At 62.5% G+C, this 19,127-nt stretch carries 17 protein-coding genes; 10 read left to right on the top strand and 7 right to left on the bottom strand.

The genetic code is table 11. From position 1 onward, the window contains the following. Positions 1-8 precede the first annotated feature (8 nt). The 6 genes from KF885_08600 to KF885_08575 form a co-directional block, all read right to left on the bottom strand. A complete protein-coding gene (locus tag KF885_08600) occupies positions 9-449 on the bottom strand; it encodes a CBS domain-containing protein (protein ID MBX3049217.1) in 441 nt (146 codons plus the stop codon). 147 nt (positions 450-596) lie between these two features. Continuing rightward, the gene (locus KF885_08595) at positions 597-989 is read right to left on the bottom strand and encodes a VOC family protein (GenBank protein ID MBX3049216.1); all 393 of its coding nucleotides are present in this window, start codon (positions 987-989) and stop codon (positions 597-599) included. Positions 990-1,009: 20 nt separating this feature from the next. Beyond that, a complete protein-coding gene (locus tag KF885_08590; GenBank protein MBX3049215.1) occupies positions 1,010-1,603 on the bottom strand; it encodes an iron-containing redox enzyme family protein in 594 nt (197 codons plus the stop codon). A 52-nt stretch (positions 1,604-1,655) separates the two neighbouring features. Then, on the bottom strand, positions 1,656-2,621 hold the full coding sequence (locus tag KF885_08585; protein MBX3049214.1) for a polyprenyl synthetase family protein: 966 nt from the start codon (positions 2,619-2,621) through the stop codon (positions 1,656-1,658). Beyond that, positions 2,618-3,418, bottom strand: a complete 801-nt coding sequence (locus tag KF885_08580; protein MBX3049213.1) for a TatD family hydrolase — start codon at positions 3,416-3,418, stop codon at positions 2,618-2,620. Before KF885_08580 ends, KF885_08585 begins: the two co-directional genes overlap by 4 nt. Positions 3,419-3,424: 6 nt before the next feature. Then, entirely contained in the window at positions 3,425-4,846 is a 1,422-nt protein-coding gene (locus KF885_08575) for a phosphoglucomutase/phosphomannomutase family protein (GenBank protein MBX3049212.1), read from the bottom strand. Positions 4,847-5,012: 166 nt separating this feature from the next. Here KF885_08575 and KF885_08570 point away from each other — a divergent pair, with 166 nt between their 5' ends. Genes KF885_08570 through KF885_08545 form a run of 6 tightly spaced genes read left to right on the top strand, consistent with a single transcriptional unit; the run spans position 5,013 to position 9,526 of the window. Continuing rightward, the gene (locus KF885_08570; GenBank protein ID MBX3049211.1) at positions 5,013-6,182 is read left to right on the top strand and encodes a cysteine desulfurase; all 1,170 of its coding nucleotides are present in this window, start codon (positions 5,013-5,015) and stop codon (positions 6,180-6,182) included. Next, positions 6,179-7,297 (top strand): tRNA 2-thiouridine(34) synthase MnmA, encoded by a 1,119-nt coding sequence (mnmA, locus tag KF885_08565; protein MBX3049210.1) that lies wholly within the window; start codon positions 6,179-6,181, stop codon positions 7,295-7,297. The genes KF885_08570 and mnmA overlap by 4 nt, the downstream gene beginning before the upstream one ends. A gap of 29 nt (positions 7,298-7,326) precedes the next feature. Then, the gene (locus KF885_08560) at positions 7,327-7,560 is read left to right on the top strand and encodes a hypothetical protein (GenBank protein MBX3049209.1); all 234 of its coding nucleotides are present in this window, start codon (positions 7,327-7,329) and stop codon (positions 7,558-7,560) included. A gap of 1 nt (position 7,561) precedes the next feature. After that, positions 7,562-8,365, top strand: a complete 804-nt coding sequence (locus KF885_08555; protein MBX3049208.1) for a tRNA (adenine-N1)-methyltransferase — start codon at positions 7,562-7,564, stop codon at positions 8,363-8,365. Continuing rightward, positions 8,365-8,934, top strand: a complete 570-nt coding sequence (locus KF885_08550; GenBank protein MBX3049207.1) for a hypothetical protein — start codon at positions 8,365-8,367, stop codon at positions 8,932-8,934. The genes KF885_08555 and KF885_08550 overlap by 1 nt, the downstream gene beginning before the upstream one ends. After that, positions 8,927-9,526: a CoA pyrophosphatase gene (locus tag KF885_08545; protein ID MBX3049206.1), complete on the top strand. Its 600-nt coding sequence runs from the start codon at positions 8,927-8,929 to the stop codon at positions 9,524-9,526. Before KF885_08550 ends, KF885_08545 begins: the two co-directional genes overlap by 8 nt. Before the next feature lie 48 nt (positions 9,527-9,574). On the opposite strand, the gene KF885_08540 is transcribed toward KF885_08545, so the two are convergent. Next, complete coding sequence (locus KF885_08540; protein MBX3049205.1) at positions 9,575-10,195, bottom strand: 50S ribosomal protein L25; 621 nt, start codon at positions 10,193-10,195, stop codon at positions 9,575-9,577. 271 nt (positions 10,196-10,466) lie between these two features. Here KF885_08540 and KF885_08535 point away from each other — a divergent pair, with 271 nt between their 5' ends. The 4 genes from KF885_08535 (at position 10,467) to smpB (ending at position 19,124) form a co-directional block, all read left to right on the top strand. Continuing rightward, complete coding sequence (locus tag KF885_08535; protein ID MBX3049204.1) at positions 10,467-10,805, top strand: hypothetical protein; 339 nt, start codon at positions 10,467-10,469, stop codon at positions 10,803-10,805. Positions 10,806-10,831: 26 nt separating this feature from the next. Beyond that, on the top strand, positions 10,832-15,943 hold the full coding sequence (locus KF885_08530) for a tetratricopeptide repeat protein (protein ID MBX3049203.1): 5,112 nt from the start codon (positions 10,832-10,834) through the stop codon (positions 15,941-15,943). Continuing rightward, positions 15,943-18,597: a hypothetical protein gene (locus KF885_08525; GenBank protein MBX3049202.1), complete on the top strand. Its 2,655-nt coding sequence runs from the start codon at positions 15,943-15,945 to the stop codon at positions 18,595-18,597. The genes KF885_08530 and KF885_08525 overlap by 1 nt, the downstream gene beginning before the upstream one ends. A 74-nt stretch (positions 18,598-18,671) precedes the next feature. Beyond that, positions 18,672-19,124 carry an SsrA-binding protein SmpB gene (smpB, locus tag KF885_08520; GenBank protein MBX3049201.1) on the top strand — a complete coding sequence of 151 codons (453 nt, stop codon included), beginning with the start codon at positions 18,672-18,674 and terminating at the stop codon, positions 19,122-19,124. Positions 19,125-19,127: the final 3 nt, after the last annotated feature.

Below are 19,127 nucleotides of genomic sequence, written 5' to 3'. Positions count from 1 at the left end.
AAAATGCTTTAGGCAGCCACTTCGCTGGCTGGCTCTTCAGCCAGATGTACGTAAGCCCGGAAAATGTCGGTCTCGGTGATGATGCCCACCAGCGAGCCACCTTCCATTACGGGCAGCCCCCCCACCTTGTGATGCAGCATCAGCTTGGCGGCTTCGGCCAGCCGGGTGTTTGGTGCCACAGTCAGCGGATCGCGCGTCATGATGTCTTGCATGGTCAGACGGGCGAGCAGGTAGTTCAGCTCAAAGATGCTCAGTGACGTGGCATCCGAAGGGCTGGCCTCACGCAGATCGCCTAGGGTCACAATCCCTACCAGACGGCCCTGCTCCAACACAGGCAAACGACGCACATTGTATTCCTTCATCAGCGCATGGGCTTCAGGCAGGGTCTGGTCAGCGTTTATCGTCAGGACAGTCCGGGACATCCAATCCATTACCTTCTCGTTGATCATGTCAGCCTCCTTGGTTTTAGCTACACTTATTTTCACCAAGCGGGCTGTTCCGCAGCAGTGGCAAATGTCCAGAAAACCGTTCCATATTTACAGGACACACAAACTGCAATAAAAAACAACGGCGAAGCTGTTGGCCTCGCCGTTGTTTTATTCATAAGTTGCTGGATGTGCCGCCCCAGTCCTCCGGTGCCTTATCGGCCACCGTTTGGGAAACGTCCAGACGTGCCCAGCCACATCCTTCACGGTGTATTGTCGCTCACCGTACGCATAGTCTGCTGGCTCGGCCAAGATCTCAGCGCCGAAGGCTTTGACGCTCTGATAATGGGAATCGACATCTTCGATGCGCACCATTACCGAATGTCCTTCACTTCCACCGGCGCCTTGTGCGATGGCGAGTGCGCCATCCTGGCCAATGTTCAATTGGGCACGATGATCGCCAGCCTGCCAGCGCAGGGTGAACCCGAAAGCCTTGCACAACCAGATCACTGCCTCGGACACATCCGGATAACTCAACACGGGGATCACCGTGCTGGCCGGCATGGACCGATTGCTAGCGACCATTACATCTCGCAGTGCGTGTCGTAAATGTCGGTCAGCGCATTCCACAGCGCGGTGGCCATCTGCTCGCAGGCTTCAGCCGCCTCAGCTTGCTCTTCCACCGAAAGGACCGCCATGCGGGCCAACAGCTTTTCGGCCTCGTGTTCGTTGTGGGAGTGTACTTCGAAGTACGGCTCCACCGTGGCCGGCAGGCTGTAATGAGCACGCAGGCCCTCCAGCTTGCTCTTGGCGGTAGCGGGCTGCTGCACCTCAAAGGCATACAGCGCACCCAGCGCCGTGGCCGGCTTGGCGAACAAGCGCTTGGCGGTGGCGATCAGTTCAGCGGTGGCGGGCAGCTTGGCCTCACCCACACGGGTCGCCAGACCCGCGGCGAAAGCATCCCACAGCTCAGCGTGCTCATGCTCTTCTTGTGTGGTTTCGGCATCGCCCTGCACTTCCCAGCCCGCCGGAATATGGTGGATAAAGGCGCCATACTCGGCCGCATAGGTCTGCAAGGCTTCCACGGGAAGGTCGCCGGACTCCCACGCCTGATAAAACGGATGGCTCAACAAGTTCCAAGCCTGAATACGTTCATTGAGGGTTTTCTGAATGCTCATGGTTACTCCTGTGTTAAAAAGACGAATTGCGGATAGTGTACACCAAGTCGAGTTAGTTTAAACGCTCGACCACATAGTCAGCCAGCTGCAGCAGCGCGTCGCGCTCCGGGCGATCCGGCAAGCCCTCCAGCATATCCTTGGCGTCTTGCACGTGCTGCTTGGCTTCCCGATTGGCGAGCTGCATCGCTTCGCTGTGGCGGATGTCATCCACCAGCGCATCCAGCTCGGCCTCGGGTAGGCGCTGACCCGCTTGCAGCGTGGCCAGGCGCCCATCGCCCGGATTGGCTTCGAGCCAATACAAAGAAGGCAGCGTCACCAGGCCCAAGCGCAGATCACTGGCGGCAGGTTTGCCCAGGTCATCGGCGCTGGAAGAGAAGTCCAAAATATCGTCCACCATCTGGAAAGCCATGCCGATGCCGTAGCCGTAAGCCCGCAGCGGCTCCAGGTGATGCCGGTGGCCCTCAACCAGCACGCTAGGCGCCTTGGCGGCCAGCTCAAACATTGAGGCGGTCTTGGCGTAAATGCGCTCCTGGTAGATATCGCGGTCGGTCAATGCGTTGCGCTGGAAGATCTGGGCGATCTCGCCATTGACGATCGTGGACAGGGTTTGAGCGAAGAAGTGCATCACTTCCGGCGAGCCGACCTGGGCCCCCAAGCCGGCTGACTGCGAAAAGAGAAAGTCACCGGTCAAGATTGTGGCAGGTGTGCTTAGGGTGGAGTTGATCGTCGGCTGGCCGCGGCGCAGTTTTGAATCATCAATCAAATCATCGTGCACCAGTGTGGCCGTATGCAACAGTTCCACCGCTGCCGCCAGGCTGGTACTACGGTAATCATCCACCCCCAACATGCCGCTGACCAACAGCACCACCGTAGGCCGCACGCGTTTGCCGCCGGACCCCAGCAGCTGGTCCAGCGCCTCCTTCAAAATCGGATGATAGCCGTCGCCCTGGGCGCGCATGCGCGCCTCCACCTCTAGCAGCAGATCCTGAATTTGGGTTTGGAAAGTCAGCGTGGTCATGCAGCCTCAAAACGAAAAAGTCGTTCGGCATTCGCCGTCGTGGCCTGGGCCACTTGCTCAAAAGGTAATCCGCGCAGTTCGGCCAATTTCTCGGCCACCAAGCACACCTGCGCCGGATGGTTGCGCTGGCCGCGCCGCGGGTGTGGGGAAAGGAAAGGGCTGTCAGTCTCGACCAACAGTTTCTCCAAGGGCAGCTCGGCCGCCAGGGTTTGCAACTCTGTGGCCTTTTTGAAGGTCAAAGGGCCAGTCAGCCCCACAAAAAAGGCGGCAGCCACTGCCTTTTCCGCCATATGTCGGTCGCCAGAAAAGGAGTGCAAAACGCCCGGGCGTTCTGCCAGCGGTGAACCCGCTGCAGCCAGCCCAGCCTGCCATTCCAGCAAGATCGCCAAGACATCCTGGCTGGCTTCCCGATTGTGAATGATCACCGGCAGCCCCAGCTCTGCCGCCAGCGCCAACTGCGCCTGCAGCACTTTGTGCTGCTGCGGCTTGGGGGCCTTGTCCCAATAATAATCCAGGCCGATCTCGCCAATCGCCACAACCTTCGGGCGGCCCGCCAGCTCGGCCAAGCGGCCGGGGCTGCTATCGTCCCAGCTCGCGCTGTCGTTGGGGTGCACACCTACCGCGGCGTACACCCCAGGTTGAGACGCAGCCAGCGCGGCCACGGCCGCGCTGTTTTGCAAGTCCACCCCGGGGTTCAACATCCTGGTCACGCCGGCTGCCTGCGCCGCTGCGATGACCGTTTCACGGTCATCGTCAAAGGCTTCGAAATCGAGATGGCAGTGCGTGTCGACCAGCACAGCAGCTTAAGCCAACCCAGCGACCTTCAGGCCGTCTTGCAAAATGGCCTGAAGTTTGTCCTCATGGGTGGTTTCCGTGTACACACGCAGTTTGGGCTCGGTGCCAGAGAAGCGGATCAACAGCCAACCGCCATCTTCCAGGTTAAATTTGAAGCCGTCCACAGTTTCCAGGCCGGTCACTTTCAGGCCGCCGATCGTTTCAGGATCGGCGTTGAGGATGATCTCTTCGCGGGCGGCGCGGTCGCCGCTGAACAAGGTGTCGATGCGGTCGTAATAGTGCGCGCCGACCTTCTCAAACAGCCATTCCACCAGCTCGCTGGGTTTCTTGCCGGTCTTGACCATCAGATCCAGAAAATAGAGCCCGCCCAAAATGCCGTCACGCTCAGGTACGTTGCCGCGGAAAGCATAGCCGCCGGACTCTTCGCCGCCGATCAGCGCATTGGTCTCGGAGAATTTGGGGGCCACAAACTTGAAGCCCACACCAGTCTCATGCACTGGCACGTCATAGATCTTGCCCAGTTTGTTCAGCATGGTCGTGGTGGAGAGCGTCTTGACAATATCGCCGCGCTCGCCGCGCACTTCCAGCAGGTAATAGGCCAGCAAGCCAAAAGCACGCAGCTGGTCAATAAACACGCCATTCTCATCGCCCAGACCCACACGGTCGGCGTCGCCATCGGTGATCAGCAGCACATCAGCATTGTTGTCCACGGTAGCCTTCAGACCCGCGTCGACATTCGGACGGATCGGCTCGGGACGCAGCATCTCGGGGAAGATTGGGTTGCGCTCGTTATGGATCTCGAGGACGCGGGTCTTGCCACCTTCCAACAGGCGCGGGAACCAGCCGGCGCCGTTGCCCCACATGGCGTCTACCATGACCGTCAGGCCGGCATCTTTGATAGGCTGCAGATCAATTAGATCCTTGAGATGTTCAATGTAGGCAGGCGCTGCATCAAAGATGGTCACCAGGCCGGCGTCTAGCGCTTCCTGCAGCGGCATGCGTTGCACGCCATCTGCACTCTCCGGGATGGCCGCCTCGATTTGAGCTAGGCCTTCAGGGTCAATCGCCCCACCGGTCTCATCGCGCACCTTAAAGCCGTTATCGGTGGGCGGATTGTGCGAAGCGGTAATGTTGACCGCGCCGCCCGCTTTCAGAGAGACCACCGCAAAAGAAATCACCGGGGTTGGCGTAGCTTCCTGCGTCAAATAGACTCGCACCCCGTTGCCAGCCAACACTTCAGCCACGGCCGCGGCGAAATTCTCAGAGTGGAAACGCTTGTCATGGCCCACCACCACGCCCACCTCTGCCTTGCCCTGCTGCTTCATGTATGTGGCAAAACCCTGGGCCGCCCGCTGTAAGGTAGCGAAGGTGTAGTCCCGGGCGATCTCCCCTCGCCAACCGTCAGTTCCGAAAATGATATCTTTGGCCATGATTTCCTTTTTTGAGCGCGCAATACAATGTGATAATTAGTACAAAGCGATTATAACAGCAATCCCCACCCGACATTTTAAGGGGTGCGGACAGGCCTGATTATCTCATTTCAGAGGCGGAACTCCGAGAAAAAGCCGATTTGATGAACGCGCTATAATCGCCAGCATGTCCGCTCGTCAATGGGCCTACCTGGACCACGCCGCCACCACACCGCTGGACCCCCGCGTCCTGCAGGCCATGTTGCCCTATTTCAATGAAGACTATGGCAACCCCGCCTCGGTGCACGGTTATGGCCAGCGCGCCGAGGCCGCCGTGGAAGCAGCCCGGGCCAACTTGGCCGCGCACCTGCATTGTGCCTCGCACGAGCTGGTCTTCACCTCCGGCGGCACCGAGAGCAACAACCTGGCCCTGCGCGGCGCAGCTCTTGCCGCCCGCCAGCAGCGCGGTGCCCGCCATCTGCTGGTCAGCCCAGTGGAGCACGACGCCGTCGCCAAAACGGCGCGCGCTTTGGCGGAACAATTCGACTTTGAACTGGAATGGCTGCCGGTGGATGGCTTTGGGCGCGTCGACCCGGCGGATGTTGCCCGTCGCCTGCGTCCGGAAACGGCCCTGGTCTCCGTGATCCTGGGCAACAACGAGATCGGCAGCCTCAATCCGCTGGCCGAGATCGGGGCGATTTGCCGCGAACGCGGTGTCCCGCTGCACAGCGATGCGGTGCAGGCGGCAGCCCACCTGCCCATCGATGTCAGCGGCCTGCAAGTCGACCTGCTCTCGATCAGCGCCCACAAATTTTACGGACCCAAAGGCACCGGCGTCTTGTATGTGCGCCAGGGCACGCCGCTCCTGCCGCAGCAAATCGGCGGCAGCCATGAAGAAGGCCGCCGCGCCGGCACCCTCAACGTGCCGCTCATCGTCGGCATGGCCAAGGCTCTGGAACTGACCAAAAACGAGATGGAAGAACAAGGCCAGCGGCTGCGGCCGCTGCAAGATGAACTTATTCAGGGCGTACTCAACGCCATCCCTGATGCCCAGCTCACCGGGCACCCCAGGGAGCGCATGGCCAACCATGCCAGCTTCGTATTCGAAGGCGTGGACGGCAACGCGCTGCTGATGCTGCTGGATGACGCCGGTTTCGCCTGCTCCTCCGGCTCGGCCTGCAAGACCGCCAACCCGGAGCCTAGCCAGGTGCTGCTGGCCCTGGGTCTCACACCACAGTGGGCGCTGGGTTCGCTGCGCGTCACTTTAGGCAGGGAGAGCACGCCAGAGCAGGTGCAAGCCCTGCTGTCCGTTCTGCCGGCGCTAGTGGCCCGTGCCCGCCAGCTGGAGTTGGCATGAGCAAAGGCAAAGTCGTCGTGGCCATGAGCGGCGGGGTGGACAGCTCCGTGGTGGCCGCCCTGCTCCAGCAGCAGGGCTACCAGGTCAGCGGCATGATGCTGCGCCTGTGGTCTGAGCCCGGCCGCGAAGCCAGCAACCGCTGCTGTACGCCGGAATCGATGGCCATCGCCCGCCGCGTCGCCGGCCAGCTTGGCATCCCCTTTTACGCCGTCAATGCCCAGGAAAGCTTTCGCAACATCGTGGTGCAATCCTTTCTGGACGGCTATGCCGCCGGCGGCACACCCAACCCCTGCCTGGCCTGCAACCGCCAGATCCGCTGGGAGTTCCTGCTGGAACGCGCCCTGGCGCTGGGCGCCGATTACCTGGCCACTGGGCACTATGTACGGCTGCAGCGCCAACCCGGAGAGCCAGTGCGTCTGTTCGAGGCGGTAGACCAGCACAAAGACCAGTCCTATGTGCTGCATGTGCTCAACCAGGCCAAGCTCAAGCATGCCCTCTTTCCCTTGGGAGACATGCCCAAAACCGAAGTACGCCAAATCGCCGCCGATCTCAACCTGCCGGCGGCCACATCCAAGGAAAGCCAGGATCTATGCTTCCTGGCCGGCCAGGATTACCGGGACTTCTTAGGGCGCCACCAGCCGCAGCTGAGCCAGCCCGGCCCGATCACCGACCGCGCCGGCCACAAGCTCGGCGAGCACACCGGCCTGGCCCACTACACCATCGGCCAGCGCAAGGGGCTGGGCATCCCCGCCGCCCAACCGCTGTACGTGCTCGCCAAGCACATCGCCAGCAACACGCTGGTGGTCGGCTCTGAGGATGAGCTTGGCGGCCGCAGCCTGTTGACTGGCCCAGTGAACTGGCTGTCCGGCATGGCGCCGCAAACACCCTTCGAAGCCGAGGTCAAGATACGTTACAGTGCCCGCAAAGCCGCCGGCTGGGTTACTCCGTTGCTAGACGGCGGCGCCCAAGTGGACTTTGCCCAGCCCCTGCGCGACATTACGCCGGGTCAGGCTGCGGTCTTTTACGTTAAAGGGGAAGTGTTGGGCGGCGGCCTAATCGCCCAGCCATCACCTCAAACCCATCCCGTCAGCCCGATCGCTGTCGCCGTCGAATGACACTGCCTTCATTTCTCCTTGGCGCTACCTTGGCCACTCTGCTGGGCGCCGCCTTCCATCTCTGGCGCGGCGGCAGCCTGGGCCGGTTGCTGCTCTATCTGGGCCTGGCCTGGGGCGGCTTTTGGGTCGGCCACAGCCTGGCCGCCCAATTCGATCTCGGCCTTTTCCAGATCGGCCCACTCTATGCCGGCTTAGGCGTGCTGGGAGGGCTGGGCGCCTTGTTCCTGGGCTACTGGCTCTTCGTGATCCAGCCGGGCTATTAGCATGGCCACCCGTCATAGCCACGCCCAGGCCGGCGACCTGGCCCATTTGCTCGGCCCGCGCGGCCAAACCATGACTGCCCAGCTTGCTCCCGGCGGCCGCATCGAAACCATGCACGGCATTCTGGCCCACGACGATCTGATCGGCCAGGAATGGGGCAGCCGTGTCTTCAGCCACTTGGGCAAGCACTTCATCCTCTTGCAGCCGGCGCTGGACGATGTTCTCCGCGACATAGAGCGCGTCACTCAAGTGGTCTACCCCAAGGACATCGGCTACACATTGCTCAGTCTCGGCATCGGTCCGGGCAGTCGCGTATTGGAAGCCGGCACCGGCTCGGGCGCGCTGACCGCCGCTTTGGCCCACGCCGTGGGCGACCAGGGCCATGTCTTCAGCTACGAACGCCGCGCCGAGACCCAGGCGGCGGCCCGCAGGAACCTGGAACAGCTTGGTCTGGCCCAACGCGTCACCTTTCAAGTGGGCGACGCCGCCGATGGGTTTGGCGAACAGGACCTGCAAGCCGTCTTCCTGGATCTGCCCAACCCGGAGGATTATCTGGCCCAGGTGCGCGCCGCCCTGCAGTCCGGCGGCTTCTTTGGCAGCCTGCTGCCCACCACCAACCAGGTCAGCCTGCTGATCACGGCGCTGAAACAGCACGATTTCGGCTTTCTGGAAGTTTCAGAGATCTTGCACCGCTATTACCAACCCATCGCCGCCCGCCTGCGACCCGTGGACAATATGACCGGCCACACCGGTTTCCTCATCTTCGCCCGCAAGTTGGTCGCCGGCCAAAATGAGGCAGAGGACTGATGCGCAAACGCTACGAACGTCCCGGCCCATTTGGCCGCCCGCAGCAAGACAAAAACCCTCGCCGCATGCTGCCGGGACGCGCCCTCAATCCGCGCATCCAGCGCGAGCTGCACCATGCCAATCACCTGCTGACCCTCGGAGAGCACCGCCGCGCCGCGGAAATCTTCACAGACATCGCTGTCAAAGCCCACGACCTCGGCATTGTCTACCCGGCCCCGATGCTGCATTTGCAGGCCGCCCATGCCCTGCTCTTGGCGGGCGATGCGGCGGCTTCGCTGGCTCAGGCCCGCCGCGGCCTGGAACTGCTCTCGGCCCAGGAGCGCGGGCCGCTGCTGCACAGCCAGGGCCAACGCTACTTGCAGGATGCGCAAGAAGGCGAAGCCGCCCCTGAAGCCGTAAAAGAGCTTGCAACTTGGCTGGCGCAGCAACCCGCTGGCGACGCAGCCCCACCGGCCCAGACCTGCCCCTACTGCGGAGCCAACGCCAGCCTGAGCCCGCTGCCGGTTCGGCGCGGCCAGGCCAGCCAATGCAGTTACTGCGCCAGCATCCTGGTGTTGCCCGATGCATAACCTCAGCGAAGACACCATCCGCCAGCGCTTGGCGACGCGCGCCGCCGACCCGTATATCAGCCCCTATCGCGAGCTGCACGGCGAAACCGAGCCGCGTCCCGCGGCGGTGCTCATCCCGCTCCTGCGCCAAAATGACGAATGGCACCTGCTTTACATTTTGCGCGCCCAGGTGCAGGGCGACATGCACAGCGGTCAGGTGGCCTTCCCCGGCGGCCGCCTGGATCCGCATGAAACTCAACCCGAACAAGCCGCGCTGCGCGAGGCTCAGGAAGAGATCGGCCTGGAACCCAGCGGCGTGCGCCTGCTGGGCCACATGGAGGAATTCATCACGATCAGCAACTACCGGGTCACCCCGGTTGTGGGCGTGATCCCCTGGCCCTTTGAGCTGCATCTGCAAGGCAGTGAGGTGCAGCGCGCTTTCACCATCCCGCTGGCCTGGCTGGCAGACCCGGCCAACCGTGAAGAACGCCAGCGCATCGCGCCGGATGGGCATACACTCAACGTGGTCTACTTCACCGAATATGACCGCGAATTGCTTTGGGGGCTGACTGCCCGCATCACACTGAATTTCCTCGACGCGTTGGGGTCGTGAACAAAAAGAGCCCGCCTAATTGGCGGGCTCTTTTTCAGACTAACAGACTTACTCTTCGGATTTCTCGGCTTCTGCGGCCGGGGCCAGGCCTTCGCTTCTGCTGGTTTCTTCGACTGCCGGGGCAGCGCTCACCACGATCAGCTCGTCCGGGTCGGTCAGAATTTCGACGTTTGCCGGGGCCACCAGGTCGCGTACAAAGATCGTATCGCCGTATTCCACCAGGGTGGACACATCGACCACAAAGTGATCCGGCAGGTCCTGGGGCAGGCTCTCTACTTCCACCGATTCCAAGCCAGTCACCAGCATACCATTCAGGTTGCTGACCACTGGGGCTTTGCCTTCCAGGATGATGCGCACTTCCGTACGCACCTTGTCCGTGAGGGAGACAGCCAGGAAATCCACATGGGTCAAGTCGCCCAGGATCTTATCCATCTGGAAGTCACGCACTAGTGCGCTGTACTTCTCGCCTTCCAGATCAATCGTGATCAAGCTGGAATAGCTCGCCTTGCGCAGCACCTTGGCCAGATCCAAGCGGTCCAGTGTGATCGCAATCGGCTTTTCCACAGTACGCCCGTAGATGATCGCCGGGGTTTTGCCTTGGGTGCGCAGCTGGCTGACCTTCTTGCCAGTCAATGTGCGCCGAGTGGCCTTTACATAAAAATCTTCCATCAAAAACCTTCCTTGGGGACGCCTCTCACCGAGATCGGTTACCTTCGTCCCGACAGGTCCGGCACGGTTGCCGGTTGCACACTAAGCTTCAGGGGCAACCACTGCCGCCATCCGCCAAAAACGCCTCCAGCCGGAGACGTTTCGGTCCAAATTGTAGCTTCAAGCGTAACTTACGTCAATCCTTCCTGTGCTTGCCGCCGAAAGCAAATTTAGGCATGCATCTTGCAACTAGGCATTTGTCTGCTTCTGCAGGCAAACCTTTGACAGGAGAATGACGATGTACGAAATCACCCAAACCGATACGCTGCTGGTCATGGGCGCCGCCATGTTCTTTCTGGGCATGTGCACGCTCACCATTGGTTTGTTCGTGCTGCTGACCCGCACCATGAACAAAGACATCAAGAACATCAGCAACACGGCCACCAAGATGGTCCAGAAGGGCATCGCCGAAGATGTCTCCGCCCTGGTCAGCAACGCCACCGCCCTGCTGGACACGGTTTCGACCCTGGTGCGCACGGCCGCTGGCGTAGGCATTTTCATGACTGCGCTGGGCCTGGGCATGATGGCCGCTGCCTACTGGGTCGTGCTGCAAGTCAACTGGGCCGGCTAAGCCGCGCTGGCATCGGAACGGCGCTCATGACCGCCTTCATCGCTGACATCAAAAAGCGCCTGCCGCAGGCTGATTGGCCGGTGGTGGTGGCCGCCCTGCGCAACAATGCCCAGGTGTGGGCAGAGCTGCAGGGTGCGCTGGGTGCGGCCGCACTGGATGCGGCCGCTGGCGAGCGCAGCCGTTGGGCGCCTGCCTTCCTTGGACTGTTGCAACTGGGTCACGCAGATCAGTTTGACGCACTGCGCGCTGACCCTATGCAGCCCGTCAGCGAGAAGCTGCGTTACCAAGCCGCGGCTGCCTATGAACAACTGGCCGCCGACCCGACGGCTGCCAGTGCGCCGGACCTGCGCCAGGCCACCCTGTTGGCCCTGGCCCTGCGCGAGCGCCGCCGCCTGCTCAACAGCTGGGAACAACTGCCGCATGACCTGAGCATCGCCCAAGCAGACTACTGGCTGCTGCCTGCCGCCTGCTTGTTGGGCGTCACGCCACGCTCGCACGAACTGCTGGAAACGCTGCTGGCGCCCTCCCAGGCTGCCCTGCATCCCATCGGGTTGCATGCGTTGATCGCCAACCCCTACCCGCTGGATGTGCAAGCAGCTCACTTGCTGGAGATCATCCAGGGGTATCCACTGACCCAGTTGATCGACCTGCTGCGTGCCCTGGCGCCCTATGCTCCCGAGCTGGCCCAGCAGGCCGCCCAATTCATGCTGGACGATCTGGTGGCTGCAGGAGAGCGCAGCGACGATCTCAGCGAGATCCAGCGCCTCTTGTTGCAAGCCGAGGTCTACCAGATCGGTGGGCAGGCCGAGCGCGCCGCCCCCCTGCTGCAAGCCGCCTGGGAAGTCTCACAGCAGCTGCAAATGGATCTGGCCGCCAAAGTGGCTGAAGCCAATGGCGAAGATGCCGAAACCCTGGCCTTCGTGCAGGTCAGCGCCCAGATGGCAGACCCCAAGATACTGGCGGCTGCCAAGCAAGTCTCCCGCCGCCCAGCGGCCTTATTGTCTGCCGCCAAGGTCTCGCTAAAGTCCGGCGAGGAGGACGAAGCCAAAGAAATGGCGCTGGCAGCCCTGCAAGCCGCCGGCAAAAAAGGCAGCACCGCCGAAGACATGGAAAAGGTGCGCCTACTGCATGAACTGGGCGAATTCTTCGTTAGCATGGACCTGCGCCTCGAGGCTGAGTCGGCCGCCAAGGCTGCGCTGGAGCTGCAAGGCAACGATGCTCAAAATGCCGCTTTGCTCAGCAAGCTGCTCTTCGAGAACGGCGACCAGGCAGAAGGACTGGCCCATGCCCAATTGGCCAGCGCCCTGGCCCCAGAAGACAGCGCCATCCGCCGCTTGCTGGCTGAGGCGCTGCAGGAAGACGCGCCCGAAGATGCACTGATCGAATGGAAAGCCGCGCTGGAGCATGCCGACCAACCCACTTTCGAAGATTGGCTGGCGCTGGCCGCGGTTGCTTTGGCCGCCGGCCAACCTGCGGAAACTCTGGCCGCCAGCCAGCAGGCTCTGGCCCTGCGCCCGGGCAGCGGTCGCGCCCTGGCCTTGATGGGTCGCGCCCTGCTGACCGAAGGCGACGAAGAAAGCGCGGCAGAGTACCTGCAGCGCGCTACGGAATTATCGCCCACCCAGTTGGATGCCTGGGTGGCGCTGGTCGATCTGCAGCAAGCCAAAGACCGCCATGAGGCCGCCCTGGCCAGCCTGACGACTGCTCTGCAATATTGCCCGGTGACTGCCGGGCTGCAAGCCAGGCTGGCCGGCATTTATCTGGCTCTCGGCCAGCAGCACCCCGCCCTGCAAGCCTTGGAGCTGGCCGCACAACTGGCGCAAGACGAGGCTGAGGGAAAACTGGCCCAGGAAATCGCCCTGCAACGCGCAGAGCTGTACTTGCAGCTTGACCAATCCGAAGAGGCGCGCCTATGCCTGCAGGCGGCCCACAATGTGTTCCCAGAGAATGCGCAGATCGCCCGCCAGTTGGGCCAGCTGTGGCTGCAAACCGGGGAACACCAACTGGCCCTCTCCGCGCTCAGTCTGGCGCAGGCGGCCTATCCGCAAGATGCGCAATTGCTGCTGGACCTGGCCCGCGCCCAGCTGGCGCTGGACTCTCAAATCCCCGCCGCCGAAAGCAGCCTGCGCGCCGCCCTGGCTCTGCCGGGTGCACCCGCCGAAGCCGCTGGCCTGCTGGCCGAGGCGCTGGCCACCCAGGGCCGCCAGACCGAAGCCATCACCCAATACGATGCCGCCCAACAAACCGAACTGGGCAAGCAGGCTGATTGGCGCAAACGCCTGCTGCTGGGCAAGGCCCAGGCAGAGATGAAGCAGGGCGACGCCAAAGCCGCCATTGATACGCTGGAAATTTTGGATATCCACGAACCTGGCGACTTGCAGGTTCTGCAGGCGCTATGCGCTGCCAACCAATTGGCGGGGCGTCCCGAACAGGCAGCCCTGCTGGCCCAAAAGGTCTACCTGGGTCAACCCGAAGACGAAGAAACCATCCTGTGGTTTGCCGAGCAGATGGATGCCCTGGGCAAGAGCGCTGAGGCTTGCCGGGCCTTGAGCAAGCAGGTGGTTGCCGGATCGCCCAGCCCGCGCCTGGCCTTTGGGCTGGGCAAGCTGCAATGGAACGGCGCCACCCAAGCAATCGCCCTGTCCACCTTCAAGTCTATTTTGGACAGTGGTGACAGCCAGATCCTCAGCCAAACGGCTGAATTTCTGCGCCAAAATGGCCAGGCCAAAGAGAGCATTGCCTATTATCAAAAGGCCCTGAAGTTGGAACCCCTCAATGCCGATTGGCTGCTTGGGCTCAGCCAGGCTTATTCTCGGGCAGAGCAGCCTGGCAAAGCGCTTAGCGCTCTAGAAAAAGCCTTGGACATTGCACCTGCCAAGCCGGCTCTGCTCTCCGCTAAGGCCGGGGTTTTGCTGCAACTGGACCGGCCCCAGGCCGCCCTGGAAGCGCTCAGCGCTGCATTGGAACTGCGCCCGAGCGATGCCAGCTTATTGCACGCCAAAGCCCAACTGCTGCGCCAGCAAGCCGATTGGTTCGGCGCCCTCCAGGCGGCCGAAGCGGCCTTGCAGCACCATCCGGGCCAGGCGGACTATATCCAGAATGCGGCGGAATTGGCATTACTCAACCTGTACGACCAGCGCGCTGCTGAAATTTTGGCAGGCACGGACCTGAGTGAAAGCGCAGATCTGCTCTACCTGCAAGCAGAGTTGCACCTGTCCGCTGGGATGGAAGTGGCCGCCACCGAGCAGCTGACCGCCCTGCACACCCTGGTGCCACTCGACAGCGCCCGCCTGCTGGCCCTGCAAGTGCGCCTGGCCGCCGCCCGCGGTGACCTGAGCACAGCCCGCGCCGAGTTCGGCCAAGCCAGCCAGCCAAGCCGCACGCCAGACGTCTTCAGCCTGCTGGGGCTGGCCGCCGCGGCAGAAAGCCTCAACGACTGGGACACCAGCATTGACCTGCATAACCGCCTGGGCAAAGAGCACCCGGGATTGCCCGCCGCTCAGTTTGGCCTGGGCCGTGCGCTGGTGCGCCAAGCGGAATGGCAGCACCTGTGCCGCGCAGCCGGCGCCACCCGCGGCCTGCCAGCCGCAACGCTGAATGAAGAAGCCTACGGAACCGCCAGCAAGGCGTTCCAAGCCGCCGGGCTGGCCAATAATGATCCGCGCATGCAAGCTCACTTGGCGGGCTGGCTGCAGCGCGCCGCGCTGCGCTTCGGCCAAGCCGTAGACCTGCAAGGGCTGCCCGCCGAATACCCGGCCTGCGCCGGCGAAGCGGCCGCCCTGCTTTTCGCCCTGGGCGAGCAAAGCCACCAGGTCCAATACCTGCTGCAGCCCCATTGGGACGCCCCTGAAGTCTTACTGCAGCGCGCCCTCAGCCCGGACAGCGGCGACAGCTACGGATTACTGCAAGCCGCCGCCAGCCAAATGCCCCGTGTGGCGCCGGTTCAAGCGCTGGCCGCCCAGCAAGCACTTCAGGCTGGAGAGACCGAGCGCGCTTTGCACTATATCCAAGTTGCGCTATCCCTCTGGCCAGAGCAGCCCGCTTGGCAAGCTCTGGCAGGCAAGCTGCAGCACAGCCAGGGCCGCCTGGCTGAGGCCAGCCAGCACTTCCAACTAGCCGCAGAGCTGGAGCCGGAGCAAGCTGAACACTTCTTCTCCCTCGGGATGGCCCAGTCCGAAGCCAGGCTGCTGCCTGCTGCAATCGACAATCTGGAAAAGGCCGTGGAGCTGGCCCCAGACCAGGCCAGTTATCTGCTGACCCTGGCCCAGGCCAAGCGCCAGTCAGGCGATGCAGTCGCGGCCAAGTCCCTGGCCGAACGTGCCCAGCAGGCCGCGCCGCAAGACCCGGCAGCCCTTATCCTGCAAGCCCAACTGACCCTAGAAGGCGACGACGCGCCGCGCGCCAAGAACATCATCCAACAAGCCTTGGAGCTGGCCCCGCGGGATGCGGATGCCTTGCGCATCTTTGGTGAAGCGCTGTATGCCCTGGGACAAAGCTCGGACGCTGTCGCGGTGTTGGAACGCGCCGCCCAGCACGCAGCGGACGAAGTACCGCTGCTGCTGCGCCGCGCCCAACTGCTGGCCCAGTCTGAAGGACTGCAGGCCCTGAAGCAGCTGGCCCGGAAACATGCCGACCGCGTCGAGGTGCAGTTCGCCCTTTCGCAAATGTTGGCCTTGATGGGGGACCTGCCGGCCGCCGTCCAATCGGCGCAAAGTGCCCTGAAAGCGGCTGCAGGCAGTGCCAGTAATCTGTTGGCCTCGATCGAATTCCATCTGGGACAGCTGCTCAAGCAAGCCGGCAACCTGGACCAGGCGCTGCACCATCTGGATGAAGCCGCTCGTCTGGCCCCGCAACTGTTCGATGCCCATATGGAGCGCGCCCGCGTCTTTCTGGCACGCCGCCAACACACTGCCGCGTTGAATGCCTTCGAGCAGGCGGCCAAGGCCGCCCCGCAAGCCGCTGCTCCGCATTATGAAGCCGCCTTGGCGCTCAAAGACGCCAAGGACTACCCTGCCGCCGAACAAGCGCTGCGCCGGGCTGCCAACCTGGCCCCGCGTGACCGAGACATCCAACGCCAGCTGGCGGCGGTGATGGCCATGAACCTGGTGCAGCAACCGCAAACTATAGGAGCCGGCTAATGACCCACGAACTTCACCACGCCCTGAGCGCCGGCAAGCAAATCACCCGCAACGGCCTACTGCATCTGCTGCAGGCGGCTCTGGATGCGGGCGAACCCCGCTTCGTGCGCAGCCTGGCCCAGGACTGGCTGCAAAGCTATCCACATGATCTGTTCATCGAATTCATCGCGGCGCAGGCCTACGCCAAAGAGGCCAAGCCGGAAAAAGCATTGGCTGGACTGATCCATTTGGTCGAAGTCGATCCCGAATTCATCCAAGCGCAGGAACTGCTGGCCAGCATGGCCCGCCGCCTCAAACCCGAACTGGCCGAAGAGGCCCGTGCGGCAGTCATGGTTTTGCGCGGGCTCGTAGAAGCTCCTGCGGACATCCAACCCTGGGCGCAGGGCTTGATCGGCGCCCAGCAAGCGCTGGCCGCAGGGGACCTGCAGGCTGCCGAAAAGCACATCCAGGGTGCCCTGCTCAACCAGCCGCCTTCGCCCCTGCCCGCTTTGCTGCACCTCAAGATCGCAGAGACCCAGCAGCTTTCCTGGCAGGCGCGCCACAACCTGGTGGAGCTCTACCGCGAGCGCTGGCCGAGCTGCCTGCAGTTCCGCCTGCTGGCCGCCGCAAACCGCATGGAGAGCGGCCTGGGAGACGAAGCCATCGACCTGCTGCACGGCTGCGCGGCCGAAGACATTAGCGGCCAGGTGCCGGCCCGGCTATGGGGCGCCGCGCATCGCTTTGCCGCCATTTGGCCGGAGCAGCTCAGCCACCCCATCGGCGTTGCGATCCCCGCCGCAGTGGCCGCCGCTTTGCACTGGAACCAGCTGCCCGCCGGGGATGGTAATCTGGCCGCGGCCAAAACCGTGCAACCAACCTCCAAGCAGCCCGTGCAGACAGAAGCAGAGCTGCCCAAGCTGCGCCGCCCCAAAGTCCAGCGCGTGCCGCCCAAGCAGGCGGCCAACACATATGTGGACGAATTGGGCGTGGAGTATGCGCTGCCGGAGGACCAGGAAGCCAAGTCCGTGCAAACAGAAATGCCGGTGGAATTGGAAGACATCACCACCAAGGCGGAAGATCTACTGCTGCGCGCTGATGGTCGCCGTCCTGCCTATGTGGTGCTGACTTCGCAGGAAGCTCTACAGGAACAGTACGGCCCCGAAGGTCTGGCCAAAGTGGACCAGGCGCTGAAGGCCGTGGTGGCCGCCACCGAAGCGCTGCCTTACTGGACCAGCCATCTGGTCTACGCCGACCGCGGCGACAGTTTGCAACCATTCGAGCTGCAAGCTGTGGATACCAATGACCCCTGGGCGATCAAGCACTTGCTGGCCGATCTGGATGAAACCCTGCGCCAAAAGGGCGAGATGGTCGGCGCGGTGCTGATCGTCGGCGGGCCGCAGATCATCCCCTTCCACCGCCTGCCCAATCCGGTGGACGATGAAGATGCTGATGTCCCTTCGGACAACCCGTATGCCAGCCTGGATGAGAACTATTTTGTACCGACCTGGCCGCTGGGCCGCCTGCCCAACGGCGAAGGCAGCGACCCGGCCATGCTGGTCAAGAAACTCAACCAGATCGTGGTGGTGCGCGGGCAGACGCCCAGCCCGGCGGCCCGCGTGCAGGGGATGGTTAACCGCCTGCTGGCCTTCTTCGGCCTGTGGCGGCCCAAGCGCAGCAGCTTTGGCTACAGCGCCGAGATTTGGCAGCGTGCCTCGCACTCCGTCTACCGCACCATCAGCGATCCCAGCCAGCTCTCGATCAGCCCGCCCACCGGCACAGGACAATTGCCTAAAGAGGCCAACAGACCCCTGCAGCTGGCCTATTTCAACCTGCACGGCTTGGCGGAAACGGCTGAATGGTACGGTCAGCGTGACCCGTTCAGCACCCCCAGCGGTCCGGACTATCCGGTGGCGCTGCGCCCCAGCGATGTGATCAACAGCGGCCGCGCCCCACAGGTGGTCTTCAGCGAAGCCTGCTTTGGTGCGCACATTTACGATAAGACCGTGGAGAATGCCCTCTCGCTCAAATTTCTGGACTCAGGCAGCAAAGCCGTCATCGGGTCCACAGTAACTTCCTACGGCTCGGTAACCACGCCGCTGATCGCTGCCGACCTGCTCGGGCAGGCTTTCTGGAAGCTGTTGAATGAGGGCCACCCGGTGGGCGAAGCGCTGCGCCGCGCCAAGATCGCCATGGCTCAGACCATGCATCGCCGCCAGGGCTACCTGGACGGTGAAGACCAGAAGACGCTGATCTCGTTCGTGCTGTACGGCGACCCGCTGGCGCATGTAACCGCCGAGGGCGAGACTCCTAAGCGCATCCTGCGTGTGGAAGACCAAGCCAGCGAACTCAAAGCCATTTGCGATCTGAGCGAGAGTGAAGCCGTGCCCATGGAACGCTTGCCCGAAAACACACTGGCCACGATCAAGTCGGTGGTGGCCGAGTACCTGCCCGGCATGCAAGGCAGCCAGGTCAGCCTCAGCCATGAGCACACCGATTGCCGCGGCCACGACTGCACGCTGCCGCATCTGCACAGCAAATCGGCCGGATTGATGCCCACTCGCAGCCTGGTAACCCTGAGCAAGAAAATCCCGGCGGGCAACCTAGTGCATCAGCAATATGCCCGCATCACCATGGACGCCCAAGGCAAAGTGGTCAAGATGGCCGTGTCCCGCTAAACAAAAGAGGCGAGCGAACTCGCCTCTTTTTCATCCATGGTCGAACCTCATTCAGTCCATGCTAGAATCGGCGCATGAATGACAAAGTCCTGGCCAGCAACCGCAAAGCCAGTCACGATTTCTTCCTACTCGAGAAGTATGAAGCCGGCCTGGTGCTGCAAGGCAGCGAGATCAAGTCGATCCGCGCCGGACAAGTATCCCTAAAAGAAGCCTATGTGCGCACAGACGGGTACGAAGCCTGGCTAGTCAACGCGCATATTGCCCCCTATAACCCAGCCAGCGCGGAGAACCACAAACCCCTGCGAGAGCGCAAGTTATTGCTGCACCGCAAGCAAATCGCTGAACTGTGGGATGAAACCCAGCGTAAAGGCAATACCATCGTGCCTCTGCGTATTTATCTCAAGGGTGGCCGCGCCAAACTGGAAATCGCCGTGGCACGTGGCAAAAAGAAGTGGGACAAACGTCAGGACATCGCCAAACGCGATGCAGAACGTGACATGGCCCGCGCTCTGAAACAGAGCGACTGACCC

The organism is Anaerolineales bacterium (assembly GCA_019637805.1).
In the GTDB taxonomy this organism is placed as follows: Bacteria; Chloroflexota; Anaerolineae; order Anaerolineales; family UBA11579; genus JAMCZK01.
The sequence above is the reverse complement of the archived record's forward strand: the minus strand, read 5'-3'. Positions and strand labels throughout refer to the sequence as shown.